The following is a 17,264-nucleotide window of genomic DNA, read 5'->3' as shown; positions in this document are numbered from 1 at the left end:
TTTTCCGCAAGTTTCGGTAAATTATGTATCATTATGTAAAATAAAAAACCCGCATAGTTCTCCTATGCAGGTTTTCATCTGTTAATTGGACTTATAAGGCATTCCAATTCTCAGTACTCCTCTTGTTTCTATACCTCCAAGCCCTTTCTCTCTTGTCAGCGTATTACGGAGCACTTCCCATACATTAATTCGTTCCATAAACGGCGTAAAGCTGATTTTCGCGACGATATACACCGGATCAAGCGCATGAATGTTTACTCTTGACGGTGAACTCGCGAAATTTGCCCCCGCTCTTATGAGCGATTCAAAGTGGGATTGGCAAGCCCCCGCAAAAATAACAAGCTGATCTAAGTGAGGGATCTTTTTTCGGGCGTTTTGAACCGTTTCAACAAAATGCTTTGAATGTCTGTACGCGTTCAAATCATCAATCTCGCCCTTTTGCTTTGAGTACGCATCATGCCCTGTTATCACCAAGATGTCAGGTCGATATTTGTCGAGTAATTCTTCAATAGAAGCAGACATTTTCTTTTCATGACAATGGATGCCATAGACGGGCACTCCAATTTTTTTATAGACATTCAGACATTTTTTTAGATATGCTTCATCGCCGTCCAAATGAAGCACCTTGCCCGGCATATGGAAATAATGCTCCTGATGCTGATACTGGCTTGTCGCATAGTACTCCTGCTTTTCTCTGAGCAGCTTATAATCTTGGCGGAGCAATTCGAGCGATTCATTCATTCTGCTCTCATCTTTCTTTTTCCGCATCATTTGCTCATCTTTTTTTACTGCTACAAGATCAGAAATATCTGCATCAGCAATCAGCCTGACTTCATCACCATGCAAAATAGCGATTGAATTTCCTTTGCTTGTTTGCTCTATTCCTATAATGCGAAACAAAACATCCATTTGATAGGATTTTCTGGCTACCATATCTCCTATTTGAAATTGCACGTTCCTCACTCCACACATAGACTAAGCCTCATCATGAAAGAAAGAGCCTTGAGAAAGCGCCTTTTTTCGCTGAGTCCAAGTTTTTCTTCTCATTGAATTTAAGGTCCTTCTCTAGCCTATGTAGCGGCAGTCCAAGTGGTGCGCAAAACAAAAAGCCCTTTTAAAAAAGGGCTTTATACAATCCGTTAGACAGCGCTGCAAACTCCTCTATAGACAGAGATTCACCACGGCGCTTGCCGTCAATATTTGTCTCTTCCAGCACTTGCTCAATCTTTGATTTTTGTGCTTTTCCATCCGGCAGGTTGTTGACTAAGTTATTGAGCAGCGTTTTACGGCGCTGAGCAAAACTTGCCTTGATCAACTGAAAGAAAAAGGCTTCGTTTTCCACGTCCACTGCCGGGCCATCGCGGAGGATCAGCCGAATGACTGCGGAATCTACATTAGGCTGAGGAACAAACACGGTTTTTGGAACGGTCATCACCGTTTTGGCTTCTGTATAAAATTGGACTGCGATTGAAAGTGAACCGTATTCCTTAGATGAAGGGTCTGCCGCCATGCGCTCAGCTACTTCTTTTTGCAGCATGACCACAATCCCTTTCAGCGGGAGATGTTCTTCAAGCAGTTTCATGATAATCGGCGTTGTCACGTAATAAGGAAGGTTGGCTACAACCATGATTTCATCACAGTCTTGAAATTGTTCTTCAATGACGGATTTAACGTCAGCCTTTAATACGTCCTGATGAATGACGGTGACATTGTCGTAAGGAGACAGCGTGTCCTTTAGAATCGGTAATAATCGCTGGTCAATCTCAAATGCCGCGACCTTTTTCGCCCGCTTGGCGAGCTGCTCGGTCAAAGCCCCGATTCCCGGGCCGATTTCAATGACACCCGTTTTCTCCGTCACTTCCGCGTGATCGACAATTCTGTCTAAAATGTTCGTATCAATTAAGAAATTCTGTCCTAAGCTCTTTTTAAAAGAAAAACCGTATTTTTTCAGTATCTCTTTCGTTCTTATCGGTGTCGCAATATCTTTATTCATTCTGTTCCTCCCGCATAACGGTATCGAGCGCACTCATAAAATCACTTTTTTTAATTTGAAACATTTGCAGCCGTTTTTGAAGCTGTTTTCCATTTGTATAGCCGATTTTCAATAGATCACCCAGTCGTTCGCGGCGGCGTTTGGCCGCAGATCCGCCAATCAGCCCGGCATGAATCAAATCCTCAGCTGAAATGTCACTCGGCTGCGCTTCCATCTCTTCGTGCACGTTTTCTAAACATGCCCTAATGCTTTCAATCGATGCGTGCTCCACACCAATTCCCCGCTTGTTTTTAGGTTTGGCAAGATGTTTTGGCAAAAATGCATGCTTGCAGCCGGATACAGCTTCTGAAATGGTTTTGCGGATCTTCTCACCCGGGAAATCCGGATCTGTTAAAATAATGACACCTCTGGTCTTCTGGGCCAAACGGATTTGGTCAATCACATGATCATCGATGGCTGAACCATTTGTTTCAATTGTGTCTGCATCAACAGCCAATTTGATGCGGGCCGTATCGTCACGCCCCTCGACCACAATGATCTCTTTAATTTTCATTATTTCCTCCAAGACAAATTAAAAACTTTTGTATATTCATGAAACTTTTTCTTGTGTCGAGCGTCTAATAAAGCAGAAAATACACTTTGTCTATTATAACGAAAAAAACAGAGGGCGCAAAACCCTCTGAATACATAAGTATATATTAATTTAAGATTTTAATTTTGACTGTTTTATTTCCCCATCGGTACGCCGATGATTTCTCCGGGAAAAAGACGTCTATTTTGCTCCCTTTAATCGCTGAACCAGTATCTGCAGCAATGGCATATCCATAGCCTTCAACGTGAACTTTGGAGCCTAGCGGAATGACATTTGGATCTACAGCGATGACTTTCGCATTCGGATTATTTTTTAAGTTAACGCCTGTAGCTGTATGTCCTGAACAACCGCTGCAACTTGCCGTATAAGCCGTAGATGATACAGTCATCACTTTGCCTGTTGACTCATCGCTACGGGAAACAACCGTTTTTGAATCGCCGGAAGCATTGACCTTTTCAACCTTTGGACTGCTTTGCTTTGTGCCGACAGCAATCACTTTATCTTTGCTTTGTTCAGCTGTTTCTTCTTTCACAAGCTCTCTGGAGACTTCTTTGCCGTTTTCTTTAACGACTTCGAAGTGTTTTTTAAGCTTGCCTTCTTTTCCTTTTTGGACGACCTTTTCTTTCCCTTTGTCAAGAGAAGCGTCTTCTTGTTTTTTCACATCAAACGCGATTTTCTCTTCAACTACATCGGTGACCTTTTCGATACGAGTAATTGTAATATCAGCCTTTGCTTTCGTCAGCTTTGCATCTAACGCAGGCTTGATTTTATCTTCGTCTTTTATGTTCATCTTTTGCTGTTTTAAAAAGTCAGCGACGGTAGTCGAAGTCGTCCAGATCTTCTTTTGTTTTCCTGCATCATTTACAGTAACCTGGAATGCGGGTTCTATGTTAATCTTCATGTCTTTCGAAATATCTGTATCTATTGCGGGATCAATTTGATCGTGTTTTTTCACATCAACATCTTGTTCGTCCAGTAATGCACCGACCGTTTTTGCTGTTGACCATAATGTCTTTTCTTCCCCGTTTATTGTAAGCTTGACAGGTTTTGCAGCCTCATACACAACGGCCATATCTGCTGTTATCTTTGTCTGTTTAGCAGGTGTGATCTTGTCTTCGTCTCTTGTCTTTATATCAAGCGTATCTAAAAGATCACCGACTGTTTTTGCGTGTGTGCGTATATGTTTCTTTTTGCCATTGATAGAAACTGAGACTGATTGTTTCGTCAGCTCATGAGCCGCGTACGCAGTCCCGCTTCCCGCCAAAAGCAAACAAGCAGCAACCAGAATGACTTTGCTTTTGCTAAGCTTTACGGAAAACAGCTTTTTCATTTTTTGTGTGATGAAAAACGCCTCCTTCTCCTCGGAGAGATTATATAGAGTATCTAAAAGGCTGTCAACCCTCCTCTCTCTTTCTCCCAAAAGCCTAGTGTCTTCTTCATTATCCTGAAATACACTGAGAAACGGAAGAAAGACTTGTCGACAACCCTATCCTATGAGGAGAAGAAAGCATGTAGAACTTTTATGAATAAGCGCTGAAAAGGACAAGCTCTTACAAAACCCGCTAGCGTTTTTTGTCAGTTTATACGGAAAAGTCTTTTTGCATTTTCAGTCGTAATTGAAGCAACCTCTTCGAGAGTCATTCCTTTTAATTCAGCAATTTGCTCAGCCACATATTTTACATAGCTCGGCTCATTTCTTTTTCCGCGAAAAGGATGAGGTGTGAGAAACGGGCAATCCGTTTCAATCAGCAAACGGTCATTCGGAATTTCCTTCACGACTTCCTTAGGCTTCTTCGCATTTTTGAAAGTCACCGGTCCCCCAAATGATAAATAAAAATTCATTTTCATGCACTCTCTCGCCACTTCCGCACTTCCTGTAAAGCAGTGCATGATTCCGCCCACAGCTTCTGCGCCTTCCTCCTTCAAAATGGTCACGACATCCTCCGTTGCATCACGGTTATGAATGATAATAGGCAGATTGACCTCTTTCGCTAAGGCGATTTGTTTTCTGAATACCTCTTTTTGGATCTCTTTAGGAGATTTGTCCCAATGATAATCCAACCCCATTTCACCTATCGCCACCACTTTTTCATGAACAGAAAGCTCTTTTATCCACGCTAAATCTTCCTCAGTCATGTCGATTGCATCAACAGGGTGCCAGCCGATGGCTGCATAAATAAAATCATATTCCTCAATCATTTCCATCGCACGTGTGATGGTCGGACGGTCAAAACCCACTACGACAATTCGATTCACTTGTTCAGCTTTTGCCCGTTCAATAACTTCTTCTAGATCAGTATCATATTGTTCTGCATTTAAATGCGCGTGTGTGTCAAATAACATAAGTAAAAAACTCCTTTCTTGTCGAAACACAAAAGGTGTTCGACGAATTGTTACACGTGAAACACCTTTTGTTTGTCATTATTTAATTCTTGTGCCTTTCGGTAACGACTGATCGATAGATACGGCTTTTAATACGCCGTCAGCTTCCCCCGCAAGGATCATACCTTGAGAAAGCTCTCCTCTCAGCTTAACCGGCTTTAGATTTGTTACACATACGAGTTTTTTCCCAACAAGCTCTTCAGGCGTATAATGCTTCGCAATACCGGATACAACTTGGCGTTTTTCAAAACCAAGATCCAGCTGCAGCTTCAATAAACGGTCTGCTTTTTTTACCGGCTCAGCCTTAATGACCTCTGCCACACGAAGTTCTACATCCATGAATTGATCAATCGTAATTTCGGGTAAGCGATCAACCTCTTGCGGCTCCTCTTCTTTTGTCTCTTCTTTAGCTGGCACTGAGCCCTGCATCTTGCCTTTGATGTAAGCAATTTCTTCTTCTGCCTCTAAACGAGGGAACAACGGCTCACCTTTTTGTACTTTTGCATCCTGCTGTTGGCCGAAAGCTGTAATGCTATCCCAAGATTTCAAAGTTTTATCAGTAATGCCCAGCTGCTCAAACATTTTTTCCGGTGTTTTTGTTAGGAACGGCTGAAGCAGTACTGCTGAAATACGCAATGACTCAGCCAGATGGTACATGACCGACTTCAGTTCTTCTTCTTTTTCTGGATCCTTCGCAAGCACCCATGGAGCTGTCTCATCAATATATTTGTTAGTACGGCTGATTAGCTGCCATAATGTTGAAAGAGCTACTGAGAACTCCATGTTTTCCATTGCTTTCTCGTAAGACTTCACTGTTTCATTAGCGACTGAAGCAAGCGTTTTGTCAAATTCCGTTACATCACCTTTGTAAGAACCGATTTGTCCGTCGAAATACTTATTGATCATCGCAACAGTACGATTCAATAGATTGCCTAAATCATTCGCCAAATCATAGTTAATCCGCTCAACAAAGCCTTCCGGTGTAAAGACACCGTCAGACCCGAACGGTACTTCGCGAAGCAGGTAATAACGAAGCTCATCTAAACCATAGCGTTCAATTAATGTAACCGGATCTACAACGTTCCCTTTTGATTTCGACATTTTTCCATCTTTCATCAAAAGCCAGCCATGCGCAAATACTTGCTTCGGCAGCGGCAGATCGAGTGCCATCAGCATAATTGGCCAATAAATGGTATGGAATCGCACAATCTCTTTACCGACTAAATGAACATCGGCAGGCCAATATTTTTGATAAAGCTCATCATTTTCTGTATCATAGCCGAGTGCTGTTAAATAGTTAAATAGCGCGTCGATCCAAACATATACTACGTGTTTTGGATTTTCCGGCACCTTCACGCCCCAATCAAAAGTGGTACGTGATACAGCTAAATCCTCAAGTCCAGGCTTGATAAAGTTGTTAATCATTTCGTTTTTGCGTGATTCCGGCTGGATGAATGTCGGGTTTTCTTCATAATATTTCAGAAGACGATCCGCATATTTTCCCATACGGAAGAAATAAGATTCCTCTTTGATTAATTCAACTGGGTGTCCGCTGTCAGGACTTTTTCCGCCGATGACCTCTCCCTTTTCATTCCGCTCGATATCATCCAGCTGAGTTTCCGTGTAGAATGTTTCATCAGGGATACTATACCAGCCTTCATATTCATCAAGATAGATGTCCCCGTTATCAAGAAGCTTTTGAAATACCTTTTCAATCACAACTTTATGCCGTTTTTCTGTTGTACGGATAAAGTCGTCGTTTGAGATTTCAAGCTGTTTCCATAGTTTCTGAATATCTGCCGCTGCGCGATCCACATACTCCTGAGGTGTAATGTTTTCCTGCTCAGCTTTTTGCTGGATCTTTTGTCCATGCTCGTCCGTTCCCGTTAAATAGCGAACATCGAACCCTTTTAATCTTTTGTAACGTGCCATTGCATCTCCTGCGACTGTCGTATATGCATGGCCGATATGTAATTTTCCGCTCGGATAATAAATCGGTGTTGTAATATAAAATGTATTGTTTTCTTGCGGCATCTTGAAACCTCCCAATCAGAATGTCAAAAAGCTCCCGCCCAAAGGACGAGAGCGGCGATAAGTGCAAATCAAAAATGATTATTATTTATATTTATCCTTTATCTATGATACCATCTTAGCCTTTAAGATCAAGAATATATACGTATGCCTTGAAAAAGAATAATTAAAATTAAAAATCTTTAATGAAAATAAAAAAAGTCTGTTCATGTCGAATTTTGTCGTATATAATCAAATGAAACAAAAAACCTTGGTTCAAAAGTCTTGATTTAAAAGGATTTTTAGTAGGATAATAGCTTTATTATAAATTTATAAAAAGCTGTTATTTCAGTAGTTTCTGTTACATTACTGACTATAAGAACTAATTCTTACAATCAATAGTAAACAAAATGATTGACGATTATTGGAAACCTTGTTATGCTATGAAGGTAAGTATTTTGTCGAATAATGACGAAGAAAAATATAATTTAAACAAATAATCATCTCTTGGGAGGAGAAAGTTTATGAAATCTACTGGTATTGTGCGTAAAGTTGATGAATTAGGACGTGTAGTTATTCCTATCGAATTGCGTCGTACTCTTGGAATCGCAGAAAAAGATGCTCTTGAAATTTATGTTGATGATGAAAAAATCATCCTTAAAAAATATAAACCAAACATGACTTGCCAAGTAACTGGTGAAGTTTCTGATGATAACCTTAAACTTGCTGGCGGTAAATTGGTTCTTAGCCAAGAAGGCGCTGAGCAAATCATCAGCGAAATCCAAAAGCAGCTTCAAAACCAAAAATAATACTTTTTACAAAAAACGTTCTTGTTACGACACAAGAACGTTTTTTTTATTGCTGAATATGGTAAGCATCGTACACTTCACGCTTTGGAATATTGCGATCGACTGCAGCTTTTTTAATGGCTTCTTTAGAAGTAGCACCTTTCGCAATGTAATGCTCGACATGTTCTTTAGGCGTGAGGGTTTCCCACCATTGTGCTTCCTCATCTGATTCTTCATTTTTATTGCCTTCTACTACAAGACAAAACTCACCGCGTATCTGATCCTCGTTTGCCCATTCGATGACCTCAGATATCGTGCCTCTGATAAACTCTTCATATTTCTTAGTAAGCTCGCGCGTTACAGCAATTTCCCGATCTCCCAAAATCTCGGCCATCGCCGACAAGGTTTCCTTAAGTCTGTGGGGCGCTTCATAGAAGATAATCGTTTCCTGCCGTTTTTTAAGACTTTCAAGCTCCTTCTTCTTTTCTTTTTTCTGCCTGTTCAGAAAACCGTAAAAGAAGAAAGGCTGCGGTACAATACCTGAAGCGATTAGAGCCGTTAATGCAGCATTCGCTCCCGGCAGCGGAACAACATAACCGCCTATCTCGCTAAAATCCTTCACGATTTCCGCTCCCGGATCAGAAATCGTCGGCAGCCCAGCGTCACTGACAAGGGCAATGTTTTTTCCGGATTTCAGCCATTCAATGATTTTGTGGCCGCTGCTTTCTTTATTATGTTCATGATAACTGACAAGCTGTGTTTCAATTTCGTATACATGACAAAGCTTTTTCGTTTGTCTCGTATCTTCCGCAGCAATCGCATCCACTGATTTTAGCGTGTCGATCGCCCGGAATGTCATATCCTCTAAATTTCCGATTGGTGTTGGGACCAAATAAAGAATTCCCATGTCTGACTTTCCATTAAAGCTCATTTGGCGCCTTAACATATACAGCCTCCTTGCTGTTCCGCTTTTCTTCTATATAAAGCTTTTTTTTCTTTCGAGTCAGTTTTTTGAAATAATATTCCGCCTGCATGGCTTCCCGCTTCGTTGTGAAAGCTTCGGCAAAAATCAATTCAACCGGACGTCTTACTTTTGTATACTTTGCGCCCTTTCCATCATTATGTGTGTTTACCCGTTTCTGCAGATTGTTGGTGTACCCGGCATACCAGCTATTGTCTCTACATTTCACGACGTAGAAAAAATGGTTATTTGTCTCCATATAAAATGGTCCTGATTTCTTTTGTATATTCATTTTGCTCGTCATAAACGAACAAAGGGGGAAGAATTTTTAAATCCGGACGTCCGCCTTTGGTTCCTTCAACCAAAATGGTATTTGCTTCTTTCCCTTGTTTCGGGTAGACAAATTGCACACGCTTCGGCTCGATTTGGTAAGCCTTCATCAACTCAAAAATCTCTAAAAGCCTGCCCGGCCGATGAACAAGGGCTGCCTTTCCTCCTTGCTTAAGCAACTTGCTGCTGACTGAAATGACATCCTCCAGTGTGCAGTGGATTTCATGTCTTGCGATCCGGAGATGCTCATTCATGTTTTGTTCAGTTTGTTTCGGTGTTTTAAAATATGGCGGATTGCAGGTGACAACATCATATCGATTATGTCCCAGCTTCTCCGGCATGTTTTTCAGATCATCATGTATCATCTGAATTTGTTCCTGAAGCTTATTGTATTCCACACTGCGAACAGCCATATCATGAAGCCTTTCTTGAATTTCAACTCCAATAATGTCTGCTTTTGATCTTGTGCTGAGCAGAAGTGGCACAATGCCATTCCCCGTGCATAAATCAACGATTTTTCCTTTTTGAATCGGAACGTATGCGAATTTGGAGAGAAGCACAGCGTCCAATGAAAAGGCAAAAACTGTTGGACTTTGTATGATTTTCATGTCCTCTGCCAGCAAATAATCTAATCTTTCATCATCACGTAATGAAACCATCTTCTTATCCTTTCAGTACCTTTGAAAAAGGCTCCCGTCTTATGCGGAAGCCTTTTCCTTATTTTTTATTTAAGAATGACAAACAGAACAGACAATCTTCTTTTCGAACACTTCCATAGTGGACATTGCAGATATGAAACCCTTCTTGATACAGACGTGCCAGATTATCATACCCTTCGCCTATATCAGATTGCTCTGTCTTCTGTGTTTTTGATTCTTTTTTATCAGCTTTGAACTTTTCAATCTGCTGCGTCGTATCGTCCAGCCGTTTGCGCAAATGCTTATTTTCAAGCTGCAAATGATGATTCTCTTCTATCATCTCACCAATATGCTGCTTTAAATCCCCCAGCTGTCGGTACAGTGAGCCAATTTGTTCTTCTAAGTTAATGACGGTATCAAATAACTCTTTTTTATCCAAGGTTCCACACCTCGTTAATCTGTGGTTTGTGCGGATACGACGCCCTCTTCCAAGAGCTCTTCCCAAGTATATTCTATCACTTTTTCACGGTTTATCAGTTCCACCTGAAGCACCCGTTCCAGAATATTAAGTCCGACGACCTTCGCAGGGCCGTTTGCTGTCGTAATCATTTCTCCTATATCAGGAAGCTGCTCTTTTGCCGTCTCATATTCATCATTCTCGTATTTTAGACAGCACATCAAGCGTCCGCAAAGACCTGAAATCTTCGTAGGATTTAAAGATAAGTTCTGATCCTTGGCCATTTTAATGGAAACAGGTTCAAAATCTCCAAGGAACGTTGAACAGCAAAGCATTCTTCCGCAAGGACCGATTCCTCCAAGCATTTTCGCCTCATCCCTTACTCCGATTTGGCGCAGCTCAATTCTTGTTTTAAAGATAGAAGCCAAATCTTTTACAAGCTCTCTAAAATCTACTCGGCCGTCAGCAGTGAAGTAAAAAATGACTTTATTGCGGTCAAACGTGAATTCAACATCGACCAGCTTCATATCCAAGCCATGTTCAACCACTTTCTTTTGGCAGATGTCAAATGCTGATAAAGCTTCCTGTTTATTTTCTTCTACGATGAGAAGGTCACGCTCGTCAGCCACACGTATCACTTTTCGAAGGGGCAGCACGACATCATGCTCATCCACCTGTTTATTTGCAATCACGACCTGACCGTACTCAACGCCTCTGACAGTTTCTACAATTACGCAACTGTCATGTTCTATATGAAATCCATTCGGATCAAAATAATATATTTTACCCGCTTTCTTAAAGCGGACTCCAATTACATTGTACAAGCTTATCCCTCCTGCAACATTAACACCAAGTGCTCCATTAATCCTTGTACATTCACATTGGAATGAAGCCGTTTCTTTGCTTCTAAAACAGCAAGAATCTGATTCGTAACGCTTTGTTGTGTTGATTGTAGCGCATGCTGTTTTATTGATTGGAATAAGTCTTGATAAATCAATTTATCTTCATTTCCTATTTGGATGGACAACACATCGCGATATATCAATAAGAGCATATCAAGACCCATTTCTTGATGGGTTTTTTCTTTGAAAAAGGGCATCCATTGATCTTGAATAAAGAAAAAAGCATGTCCTTTCCGCTGGTGTAGGACTTCATACAATTTTATCACTTTCGCTCTAGACTCTGCAAACTCATCATTTCGACTTAATTCGACTGCTTCTGCTACATTGTTGGTCATGTTGGCGAGAAGCCTTGCCATATGAGGCGAGACTTCCTGTTCGATTAGTCTATCTTCAATTGCTTTGGGCTGCAAAGGCTGAAAAGGAAGGGTTTGGCATCTTGAGATGATGGTATCCAATAACCTTTGGGGCTGCTCAGTGATGAGGATGGCCATTGTATCTTTATTCGGTTCTTCTAAAAATTTCAGCAGACTGTTCGCCGCATTAGCTGTCATTTGATCTGCGTGCGAAATAATATACAGCTTTTTATGCGATTCAAGCCCTGTCTTCGAAAACTCTTCTTGCAACGCTTGAATTTGCGCCTTTTTGATCGATAAACCATCAGGCTGAACAAGATGGAGATCAGGGTGGTTCCCTGACTCTATCCGTTTACAATTTCGGCAGCTCTCACAAGGCTCCGCGCCGTCCTCCAGGCAAAAAAAGCTTTTCGCAAGAAGCAGCGCGGCATCAAGCTTTCCTGTTCCTTTTTTTCCCTCAAACAAATAAGCGTGTGATAGTCTGTCCTTCTCAATACTATTATATAAAAGCTTCATCACTCTGGGCTGAAGCTCGTTCATTTCGTTCCAAGATATTGCCATTGTATCACTCTCTATGTGTAAAGGTTAATTAATAAACCTTTTATTTCGCCAATACGCTCCAGCAAATCAATTGCCGGTTTTTCCTGATCCATCATCTCTTCCGTAAGCTGTATCAATTTGTCATCTATTTCTTTTACAAGTCCTAGCGTTCTGCTGTTTCCGTACAGGTCAAAGCTTTGCGACGTTTCATGTGAAAGGCCGCTGTCTACGGCTTCTTTGACAAAACGTTTCACAAGTCCTTTGAATCTCGCTAAGTCTTTAAAATTCCGGGATTTTGTCAGCCTTTTTCCAAACGCCTCTATATCCGATAACAGCCTGGTGAGCTGATCAAATTTCAATTTGCTGCTTTGATTTTCCATTGATGTTTTAAACGACGCTGTGATCTCAGATGTTTTCACAGAAGGAAGCTGCTTATTATCTATAAATGTACGTATATCTTTATTAATTTTCACAGTTTCAAATCCTTAAAATTGATAAAATTCATCGACTGGAAGGACAAATACTGTCGCTCCGCCAACTTCAACTTCGACTGGATAAGGGACATATGAATCAGCATTCCCGCCCATCGGAGATACAGGGGCAATCATCTGATCACGTTTCTGTCCGTTTTCCTTAATGAGACTCAATGCTTTATCGACGCGTATATCCTCGACACCAATCATAAACGTTGTATTGCCTGATTTAAGAAATCCTCCCGTCGTTGCAAGCTTTGTAACTCTAAAGTTGTGATCCGTTAAGGTTTTCAAAAGCCGGTTGCTGTCCTGATCTTGTACAACTGCCACTATCAATTTCATCTGTGAAGGCCTCCTTTAGATTAGAAACAACAATGATCTCGTTTACATTATTATATCAACTATCGGGAAACAGGTCACAATTGAATTTTTTTCAACGCTTCATTGATTACCTTCATGACGTCCTGAACAACAAGATCTTTGGATTGGCTGGCATCAACTGAGTTAAATCTTTCTGAGAATCGCTTCATCAGCTCTTGATAACCTTCCTGTACCTTTGTATGGAAGCTTAATTTTTCTAAATCAAGCCTGTTTTTCTCCCGTAAGCCGTTTGCATGAATTCGCTTCAGCCCTTCTTCCGGATCAATTGAAAAATAAACCGTTACATGGGGCATCATATCGCCGATGGCAAACTCATTAATCGACAGAACCTCATCAATCCCAAGCCCTCTTGCGTATCCTTGGTACGCGAGCGAACTGTCTATGAATCTGTCACAAAGAACAACCTGCCCTTGTTCTAATGCTGGTTTTACTTTTTCAACTAAATGCTGGCGTCTTGCAGCCGCATATAAGAGAGCTTCTGTTTTTGGGTCCATTAATGTGTTGTTTTCATTCAGAATAACCTCTCGTATTTGTTCTGCAATATCTATGCCGCCCGGCTCTCGAGTTGCTGTAACTTGAAGGCCTTCTGCTGTCAGTATGTTTTTGATTTCCTGCAGAACAGTCGTTTTCCCCGCACCTTCAGGACCTTCGAATGTAATAAATAAACCGCTCATGATTTCTCCTCTTCTATATAAACAAGTAGTTGTTTCTCTTTGATTTTCGTATTCCCTTGAACATGCGTTTTCATGCTGATCAAGCGGCTGAGCTTTTGCACACTTTCTTTCGTTATTCTTTCTCCCGCCATGATCATCGGTATACCTGGAGGATAAGGTATGATATCCTCAGCGTTCAGCCGGCCTGCCGCTTCATTAAAGTCCACATATTCTTTCTTAAACGTTTGTAAGACCTTTTTTTGATAAGGCAAGACAGTAACAGGCCGCAATCCCCATTCTGCAGAGGCAAACCTCTGATCTGGAGGCGTGTTTTCAACCTCTGCATCAATGGTTTTCATTATTTCAGCGTTTATTCTGCGATTTCCTCCCAATGGAAGAACGAACAAGACTTGATTTTCATCCGCAAGCTCAGTGAATATGTTAGCACGCTCTAATATGTTTTGCAGCGTATACCCAGAATGCCCCCGCTTTGATCGAATTGTGAGTTTCAGCGGATCCGTTATCGTACGTGGATCTGCCGGTTTGACTGCTTCTGCATTTCTAAGTGAATCAAACGTTTGTTTAAATGATTGTATACGTTGCAGAATGTCAGAAAGCTTATGTTCTTCTATCATACGCTGTACATAAGCGCGTGCAATGTCTAATGAAGCCATGATCGGATAAGACGGACTGCTGCTTTGTAATCGGTTTAAAAACTCTGCCACCCGATTCCTGTCAACTCTGCTGCTGTTAAGGTGCAAATAAGAACCCATCGTCATGGCAGGCAGCGTTTTATGAGCGGACTGAACAACGATATCTGCCCCCATTTTTAAAGCTGAGGGCGGAAAAGGCTCCCCTAAAACAAAATGTGCGCCATGCGCTTCATCCACTAAAACAGGAATCCCGTAATGATGAGCTTCTGAAATGACTTCGGTCAAATCAGCACTATGCCCGTAATATGTCGGATTGGTCAGCACCAAGCCTTTCGCATCTGGATACGCTGCCAAGGCTTCTTGAATTGTATTTAGCGGAACATGCGTAGGCACATGCATCGCTGCATCAATGTCAGGTGCGAGATAAACCGGTTCAGCACCAGCCATATCAACAGCATGAAAGACAGATTTATGGCAGTTTCTTTGAATCAGAATTATATCACCCGGTTCACAAACAGATAAAATCATCGCTAAGTTTCCGACAGTTGTTCCATTCACCAAGAAAAAACTTTCCGCCGATCCATATAATTGACTGACAAGCTCTTGTGCTTCCTTAATCACCCCAGAAGGATGATGGAGGTCATCCAGCCCTGTCAGTTCAGTTACATCAATAGTGAGCAGCGGATTGAATATCGACTTAGCGTCATCAAAAAAGACATCTCCATTGTGATGTCCCGGAACATGAAATGAATGAGAATTTCTTCTCGCGTGCTGAATCAATGCTGTATATAAAGGTGTGTTCATTAAAACAATCCTTTGAATATGTTTTCTTACACTTTATTATATCGTTCCTCTGACAGAACTTAAAGATAAGACTTACTGGTAACTACCTTTCCTTCATCGTAAGCAGCTTGTGCTTCAGATCGTCTTCCATCACCATGAGTTCTTCTTCTGCCTGACGGCGTTTGACTCGTCCTTCTTCTTGTATGGTCAGCGTTTCTTCAAGCGTGCTGATTAAGCTTTCCTGCACCTTTTTTAAAGTATCGATATCAACTAGGCCTCGTTCATTCGCCCGCACAGTTTCAATTGTATTGGTCTTCAAAAGCTCCGCATTTTTCAGCAAAAGCTCGTTGGTTGTATCAGTTACTTTCTGTTGGGCATCCACTGCATTGCGCTGCCTTAAAAGCGTCAGCGCAATCGCAACTTGGTTTTTCCAAAGCGGGATTGCTGTCACAATGGATGACTGGATTTTTTCAGCTAACGCTTGGTTTGTATTCTGGATCAGTCTGATTTGCGGAGCACTTTGAATTGTAATTTGCCTGCTCAGCAGCAAATCGTGCATCCTTTTATCTAAACGGTCAGCAAATTGAACCAAATCGTTTACTTCTTGAACAGCCATTTGATTGTGCTCGCCTGATTCAGCCTGTTGCTTCAGTTCAGGGATTGTTTTTGTTTTTAATTCCTCCAGCTTCAGTTCCCCTGCAGCAATATAAACATTCAGGGCGGTGAAATACTCTTTATTTTTTTCGTATAGCTGCTCTAACAGCTTATTGTCACTGATTAAAGCATTTTTAGAGTGTTCCAGCTTCAAACTGATTCTGTCTATCTGTACGCTGGTCTTTTGATATTTAGAAAGCACCTCCTGAAGAGAATTCGATACTCTTCCAAACACACGCGCCAAAAAACCCTTTTTCCTAGACTGAAGGTCATCAGGATTTACTTGCTCCAGCTTTTTCATCAGCTCTCCAAGTATTTCGCCAATCTCCCCGACATCCTTCTTTTGAACATGATCAATCATAGTGTGAGAAAAATTCAGCAGTTTCGACTGAGCTTGTGAACCGTATAAGACAATGCTCTGCATATTTTTATGATCAATCTGTTCAGCGAGCTGAATTGCTTTTTCCTTGTTTTCCTCAGGAAGAACATCAACAAGGCGTACTTGCTGCTTCTCTGCTTTTACAGCCTCCGCCTCTATTTCTCCAAAAGGGTCCGCCAACAACTCATCGATATGAAGGTCGCTCTGATCTCTGTTCATCGCTCTTACCCTCCTTCCATTATTTCTTTAATGAATGTTTCGCCGCATCTAATTCAAATTGCAGTTCGTCAATATCATCACCCATTAATTGAGTTAAATCTTCCTCTAAACGCTTTGTCAATTCAGCAAGTGTGATACGCGCCTCACTCAGTGACATCGACAGCTCTTTGCTTTTTTTCGGATGAGATGATAAAAAGGCATACTTCTCCGTCAGTTCAACAACTGAATCGAGCGTTTGGTAAAAAAATCGCTCAGCCTGATAAAACCGCTTCGGCTCTTTGTTGGTGAGGATATAAATCCTTCTGACAAGCCTCAGTATTTCTGCATTTTGTTTAAACATTTGAATGCTTTTTGCTTGAAATAAAGCTTTTCGAAGGCGTATGATTTTCTGCCTTGCTTCCTCTAGGTTTTTCTTAATATAGGCATATTCTCTTCCTGTCAGCGCATGCTTTTTAAGAAATAACCGTCTCGAATTCCAAATGCCAGCTGTATATACGACTGCTCCTGAAGCGAACCCATAAACAAAAGATAAAAAAAGCGGCTGATTTAAACCGAAAAAGCTCAATATCCCTATGAAAACAAAAGTCGCACTGCTCGTTAAACTCCATATTAAAAAGTGAAAAAATCTCTGCATGAGATCATCGACTCCTGTGTATATTCTCAGTTTTAATATTATTATCTACTACGTTCAATCCCTAAACAAGTTTCATCTTCTCTTTATTACCAATATCTTTATGAAAGAGTATAAAAAAAGACCTTTTCAGGTCTTAAGAATATAATGGCGGTGTATGAATGCTTTTTAATTTTTTTACATAAAAGGCATAGTCAGGATCGGAAGTTGATGTAGAAATTACTTTTCTCTCACAATCTAAGCATATGAATTTCGTATAAAGATGAATGCCTCTATTCTTCTCTTGATCACAAATCACACATGTATGATTAGGTTTACGTGTTTCGTCCAATCGTTCCCACCTCCGTACAATTAGCCTTCCCTTAAATCGTATATTGTATACACTATTTAGATCTTTTTGAAACTTGAAATCAGTATATGGGCTATATAAGCTGTCGGTGTTTGTATTTGTTTGATTTTATCGTTCTTGAACAAACAAAAAACCCAGCTCAA

At 41.0% G+C, this 17,264-nt stretch carries 20 protein-coding genes; 1 reads left to right on the top strand and 19 read right to left on the bottom strand.

Annotated features, from left to right (window positions below; genetic code table 11):
• Positions 1-81 precede the first annotated feature (81 nt).
• From prtG to metG, 6 genes are all read right to left on the bottom strand, one after another.
• Entirely contained in the window at positions 82-954 is an 873-nt protein-coding gene (gene prtG / locus V6D44_RS20545; RefSeq protein WP_087991880.1) for a sporulation-specific protease PrtG, read from the bottom strand.
• Between the two features lie 160 nt (positions 955-1,114).
• Positions 1,115-1,993 carry a 16S rRNA (adenine(1518)-N(6)/adenine(1519)-N(6))-dimethyltransferase RsmA gene (rsmA, locus tag V6D44_RS20540; RefSeq protein ID WP_087991881.1) on the bottom strand — a complete coding sequence of 293 codons (879 nt, stop codon included), beginning with the start codon at positions 1,991-1,993 and terminating at the stop codon, positions 1,115-1,117.
• Positions 1,986-2,546 (bottom strand): ribonuclease M5, encoded by a 561-nt coding sequence (rnmV, locus tag V6D44_RS20535; protein WP_148964455.1) that lies wholly within the window; start codon positions 2,544-2,546, stop codon positions 1,986-1,988. The genes rsmA and rnmV overlap by 8 nt, the downstream gene beginning before the upstream one ends.
• Positions 2,547-2,691: 145 nt before the next feature.
• Positions 2,692-4,005, bottom strand: coding sequence for a ubiquitin-like domain-containing protein (locus V6D44_RS20530; RefSeq protein WP_087991883.1), 1,314 nt, complete (start codon positions 4,003-4,005; stop codon positions 2,692-2,694).
• Between the two features lie 155 nt (positions 4,006-4,160).
• Positions 4,161-4,928, bottom strand: coding sequence for a TatD family hydrolase (locus V6D44_RS20525; RefSeq protein ID WP_087991884.1), 768 nt, complete (start codon positions 4,926-4,928; stop codon positions 4,161-4,163).
• 78 nt (positions 4,929-5,006) lie between these two features.
• Entirely contained in the window at positions 5,007-7,001 is a 1,995-nt protein-coding gene (gene metG / locus V6D44_RS20520) for a methionine--tRNA ligase (protein ID WP_202329173.1), read from the bottom strand.
• A gap of 500 nt (positions 7,002-7,501) precedes the next feature.
• Between metG and abrB the strand changes: the two genes are divergently transcribed.
• Entirely contained in the window at positions 7,502-7,786 is a 285-nt protein-coding gene (gene abrB, locus V6D44_RS20515; protein ID WP_087993958.1) for a transition state genes transcriptional regulator AbrB, read from the top strand.
• Positions 7,787-7,832: 46 nt separating this feature from the next.
• Here the strand turns inward: abrB and rsmI are convergent, their stop codons facing one another.
• The 13 genes from rsmI to csfB form a co-directional block, all read right to left on the bottom strand.
• The gene (gene rsmI / locus V6D44_RS20510; protein ID WP_087993957.1) at positions 7,833-8,711 is read right to left on the bottom strand and encodes a 16S rRNA (cytidine(1402)-2'-O)-methyltransferase; all 879 of its coding nucleotides are present in this window, start codon (positions 8,709-8,711) and stop codon (positions 7,833-7,835) included.
• Positions 8,686-8,985 (bottom strand): GIY-YIG nuclease family protein, encoded by a 300-nt coding sequence (locus V6D44_RS20505; RefSeq protein WP_087993956.1) that lies wholly within the window; start codon positions 8,983-8,985, stop codon positions 8,686-8,688. Before V6D44_RS20505 ends, rsmI begins: the two co-directional genes overlap by 26 nt.
• Positions 8,972-9,715, bottom strand: coding sequence for a tRNA1(Val) (adenine(37)-N6)-methyltransferase (locus V6D44_RS20500; RefSeq protein ID WP_087993955.1), 744 nt, complete (start codon positions 9,713-9,715; stop codon positions 8,972-8,974). Before V6D44_RS20500 ends, V6D44_RS20505 begins: the two co-directional genes overlap by 14 nt.
• 58 nt (positions 9,716-9,773) lie before the next feature.
• The gene (gene yabA / locus V6D44_RS20495) at positions 9,774-10,133 is read right to left on the bottom strand and encodes a replication initiation-control protein YabA (RefSeq protein WP_087993954.1); all 360 of its coding nucleotides are present in this window, start codon (positions 10,131-10,133) and stop codon (positions 9,774-9,776) included.
• 14 nt (positions 10,134-10,147) lie between these two features.
• Positions 10,148-10,975 carry a competence/sporulation regulator complex protein RicT gene (ricT, locus tag V6D44_RS20490; RefSeq protein ID WP_060397760.1) on the bottom strand — a complete coding sequence of 276 codons (828 nt, stop codon included), beginning with the start codon at positions 10,973-10,975 and terminating at the stop codon, positions 10,148-10,150.
• A gap of 2 nt (positions 10,976-10,977) precedes the next feature.
• On the bottom strand, positions 10,978-11,967 hold the full coding sequence (gene holB / locus V6D44_RS20485; RefSeq protein WP_087993953.1) for a DNA polymerase III subunit delta': 990 nt from the start codon (positions 11,965-11,967) through the stop codon (positions 10,978-10,980).
• A gap of 11 nt (positions 11,968-11,978) precedes the next feature.
• Positions 11,979-12,419, bottom strand: coding sequence for a YaaR family protein (locus V6D44_RS20480; RefSeq protein ID WP_087993952.1), 441 nt, complete (start codon positions 12,417-12,419; stop codon positions 11,979-11,981).
• Positions 12,420-12,431: 12 nt separating this feature from the next.
• On the bottom strand, positions 12,432-12,761 hold the full coding sequence (gene darA, locus V6D44_RS20475) for a cyclic di-AMP receptor DarA (RefSeq protein ID WP_148964448.1): 330 nt from the start codon (positions 12,759-12,761) through the stop codon (positions 12,432-12,434).
• A 74-nt stretch (positions 12,762-12,835) separates the two neighbouring features.
• Positions 12,836-13,474: a dTMP kinase gene (gene tmk, locus V6D44_RS20470; RefSeq protein ID WP_087993950.1), complete on the bottom strand. Its 639-nt coding sequence runs from the start codon at positions 13,472-13,474 to the stop codon at positions 12,836-12,838.
• The gene (locus V6D44_RS20465; RefSeq protein WP_087993949.1) at positions 13,471-14,910 is read right to left on the bottom strand and encodes an aminotransferase class I/II-fold pyridoxal phosphate-dependent enzyme; all 1,440 of its coding nucleotides are present in this window, start codon (positions 14,908-14,910) and stop codon (positions 13,471-13,473) included. The genes tmk and V6D44_RS20465 overlap by 4 nt, the downstream gene beginning before the upstream one ends.
• A gap of 82 nt (positions 14,911-14,992) precedes the next feature.
• A complete protein-coding gene (locus V6D44_RS20460) occupies positions 14,993-16,141 on the bottom strand; it encodes a toxic anion resistance protein (protein WP_202329174.1) in 1,149 nt (382 codons plus the stop codon).
• A 19-nt stretch (positions 16,142-16,160) separates the two neighbouring features.
• Entirely contained in the window at positions 16,161-16,775 is a 615-nt protein-coding gene (locus V6D44_RS20455; RefSeq protein WP_148964444.1) for a 5-bromo-4-chloroindolyl phosphate hydrolysis family protein, read from the bottom strand.
• A gap of 133 nt (positions 16,776-16,908) precedes the next feature.
• Positions 16,909-17,103 carry an anti-sigma-G factor gene (csfB, locus tag V6D44_RS20450; RefSeq protein ID WP_148964443.1) on the bottom strand — a complete coding sequence of 65 codons (195 nt, stop codon included), beginning with the start codon at positions 17,101-17,103 and terminating at the stop codon, positions 16,909-16,911.
• Positions 17,104-17,264: the final 161 nt, after the last annotated feature.

It is taken from the genome of Bacillus sp. 0209A (assembly GCF_036765095.1).
Lineage (GTDB): Bacteria > Bacillota > Bacilli > Bacillales > Bacillaceae > Bacillus > Bacillus subtilis_G.
This window is presented reverse-complemented; position numbering and strand designations above follow the sequence as displayed.

What these genes read in the sequence shown, in the direction of transcription:
- rsmA (WP_087991881.1), bottom strand. Translation starts at nt 1,993, where the DNA reads ATGAATAAAGATATTGCGACACCGATAAGAACGAAAGAGATACTGAAA.
- rnmV (WP_148964455.1), bottom strand. Translation starts at nt 2,546, where the DNA reads ATGAAAATTAAAGAGATCATTGTGGTCGAGGGGCGTGACGATACGGCC.
- V6D44_RS20525 (WP_087991884.1), bottom strand. Translation starts at nt 4,928, where the DNA reads ATGTTATTTGACACACACGCGCATTTAAATGCAGAACAATATGATACT.
- metG (WP_202329173.1), bottom strand. Translation starts at nt 7,001, where the DNA reads ATGCCGCAAGAAAACAATACATTTTATATTACAACACCGATTTATTAT.
- abrB (WP_087993958.1), top strand. Translation starts at nt 7,502, where the DNA reads ATGAAATCTACTGGTATTGTGCGTAAAGTTGATGAATTAGGACGTGTA.
- rsmI (WP_087993957.1), bottom strand. Translation starts at nt 8,711, where the DNA reads ATGTTAAGGCGCCAAATGAGCTTTAATGGAAAGTCAGACATGGGAATT.
- V6D44_RS20505 (WP_087993956.1), bottom strand. Translation starts at nt 8,985, where the DNA reads ATGGAGACAAATAACCATTTTTTCTACGTCGTGAAATGTAGAGACAAT.
- V6D44_RS20500 (WP_087993955.1), bottom strand. Translation starts at nt 9,715, where the DNA reads ATGGTTTCATTACGTGATGATGAAAGATTAGATTATTTGCTGGCAGAG.
- holB (WP_087993953.1), bottom strand. Translation starts at nt 11,967, where the DNA reads ATGGCAATATCTTGGAACGAAATGAACGAGCTTCAGCCCAGAGTGATG.
- darA (WP_148964448.1), bottom strand. Translation starts at nt 12,761, where the DNA reads ATGAAATTGATAGTGGCAGTTGTACAAGATCAGGACAGCAACCGGCTT.
- tmk (WP_087993950.1), bottom strand. Translation starts at nt 13,474, where the DNA reads ATGAGCGGTTTATTTATTACATTCGAAGGTCCTGAAGGTGCGGGGAAA.
- V6D44_RS20465 (WP_087993949.1), bottom strand. Translation starts at nt 14,910, where the DNA reads ATGAACACACCTTTATATACAGCATTGATTCAGCACGCGAGAAGAAAT.
- V6D44_RS20460 (WP_202329174.1), bottom strand. Translation starts at nt 16,141, where the DNA reads ATGAACAGAGATCAGAGCGACCTTCATATCGATGAGTTGTTGGCGGAC.
- V6D44_RS20455 (WP_148964444.1), bottom strand. Translation starts at nt 16,775, where the DNA reads ATGCAGAGATTTTTTCACTTTTTAATATGGAGTTTAACGAGCAGTGCG.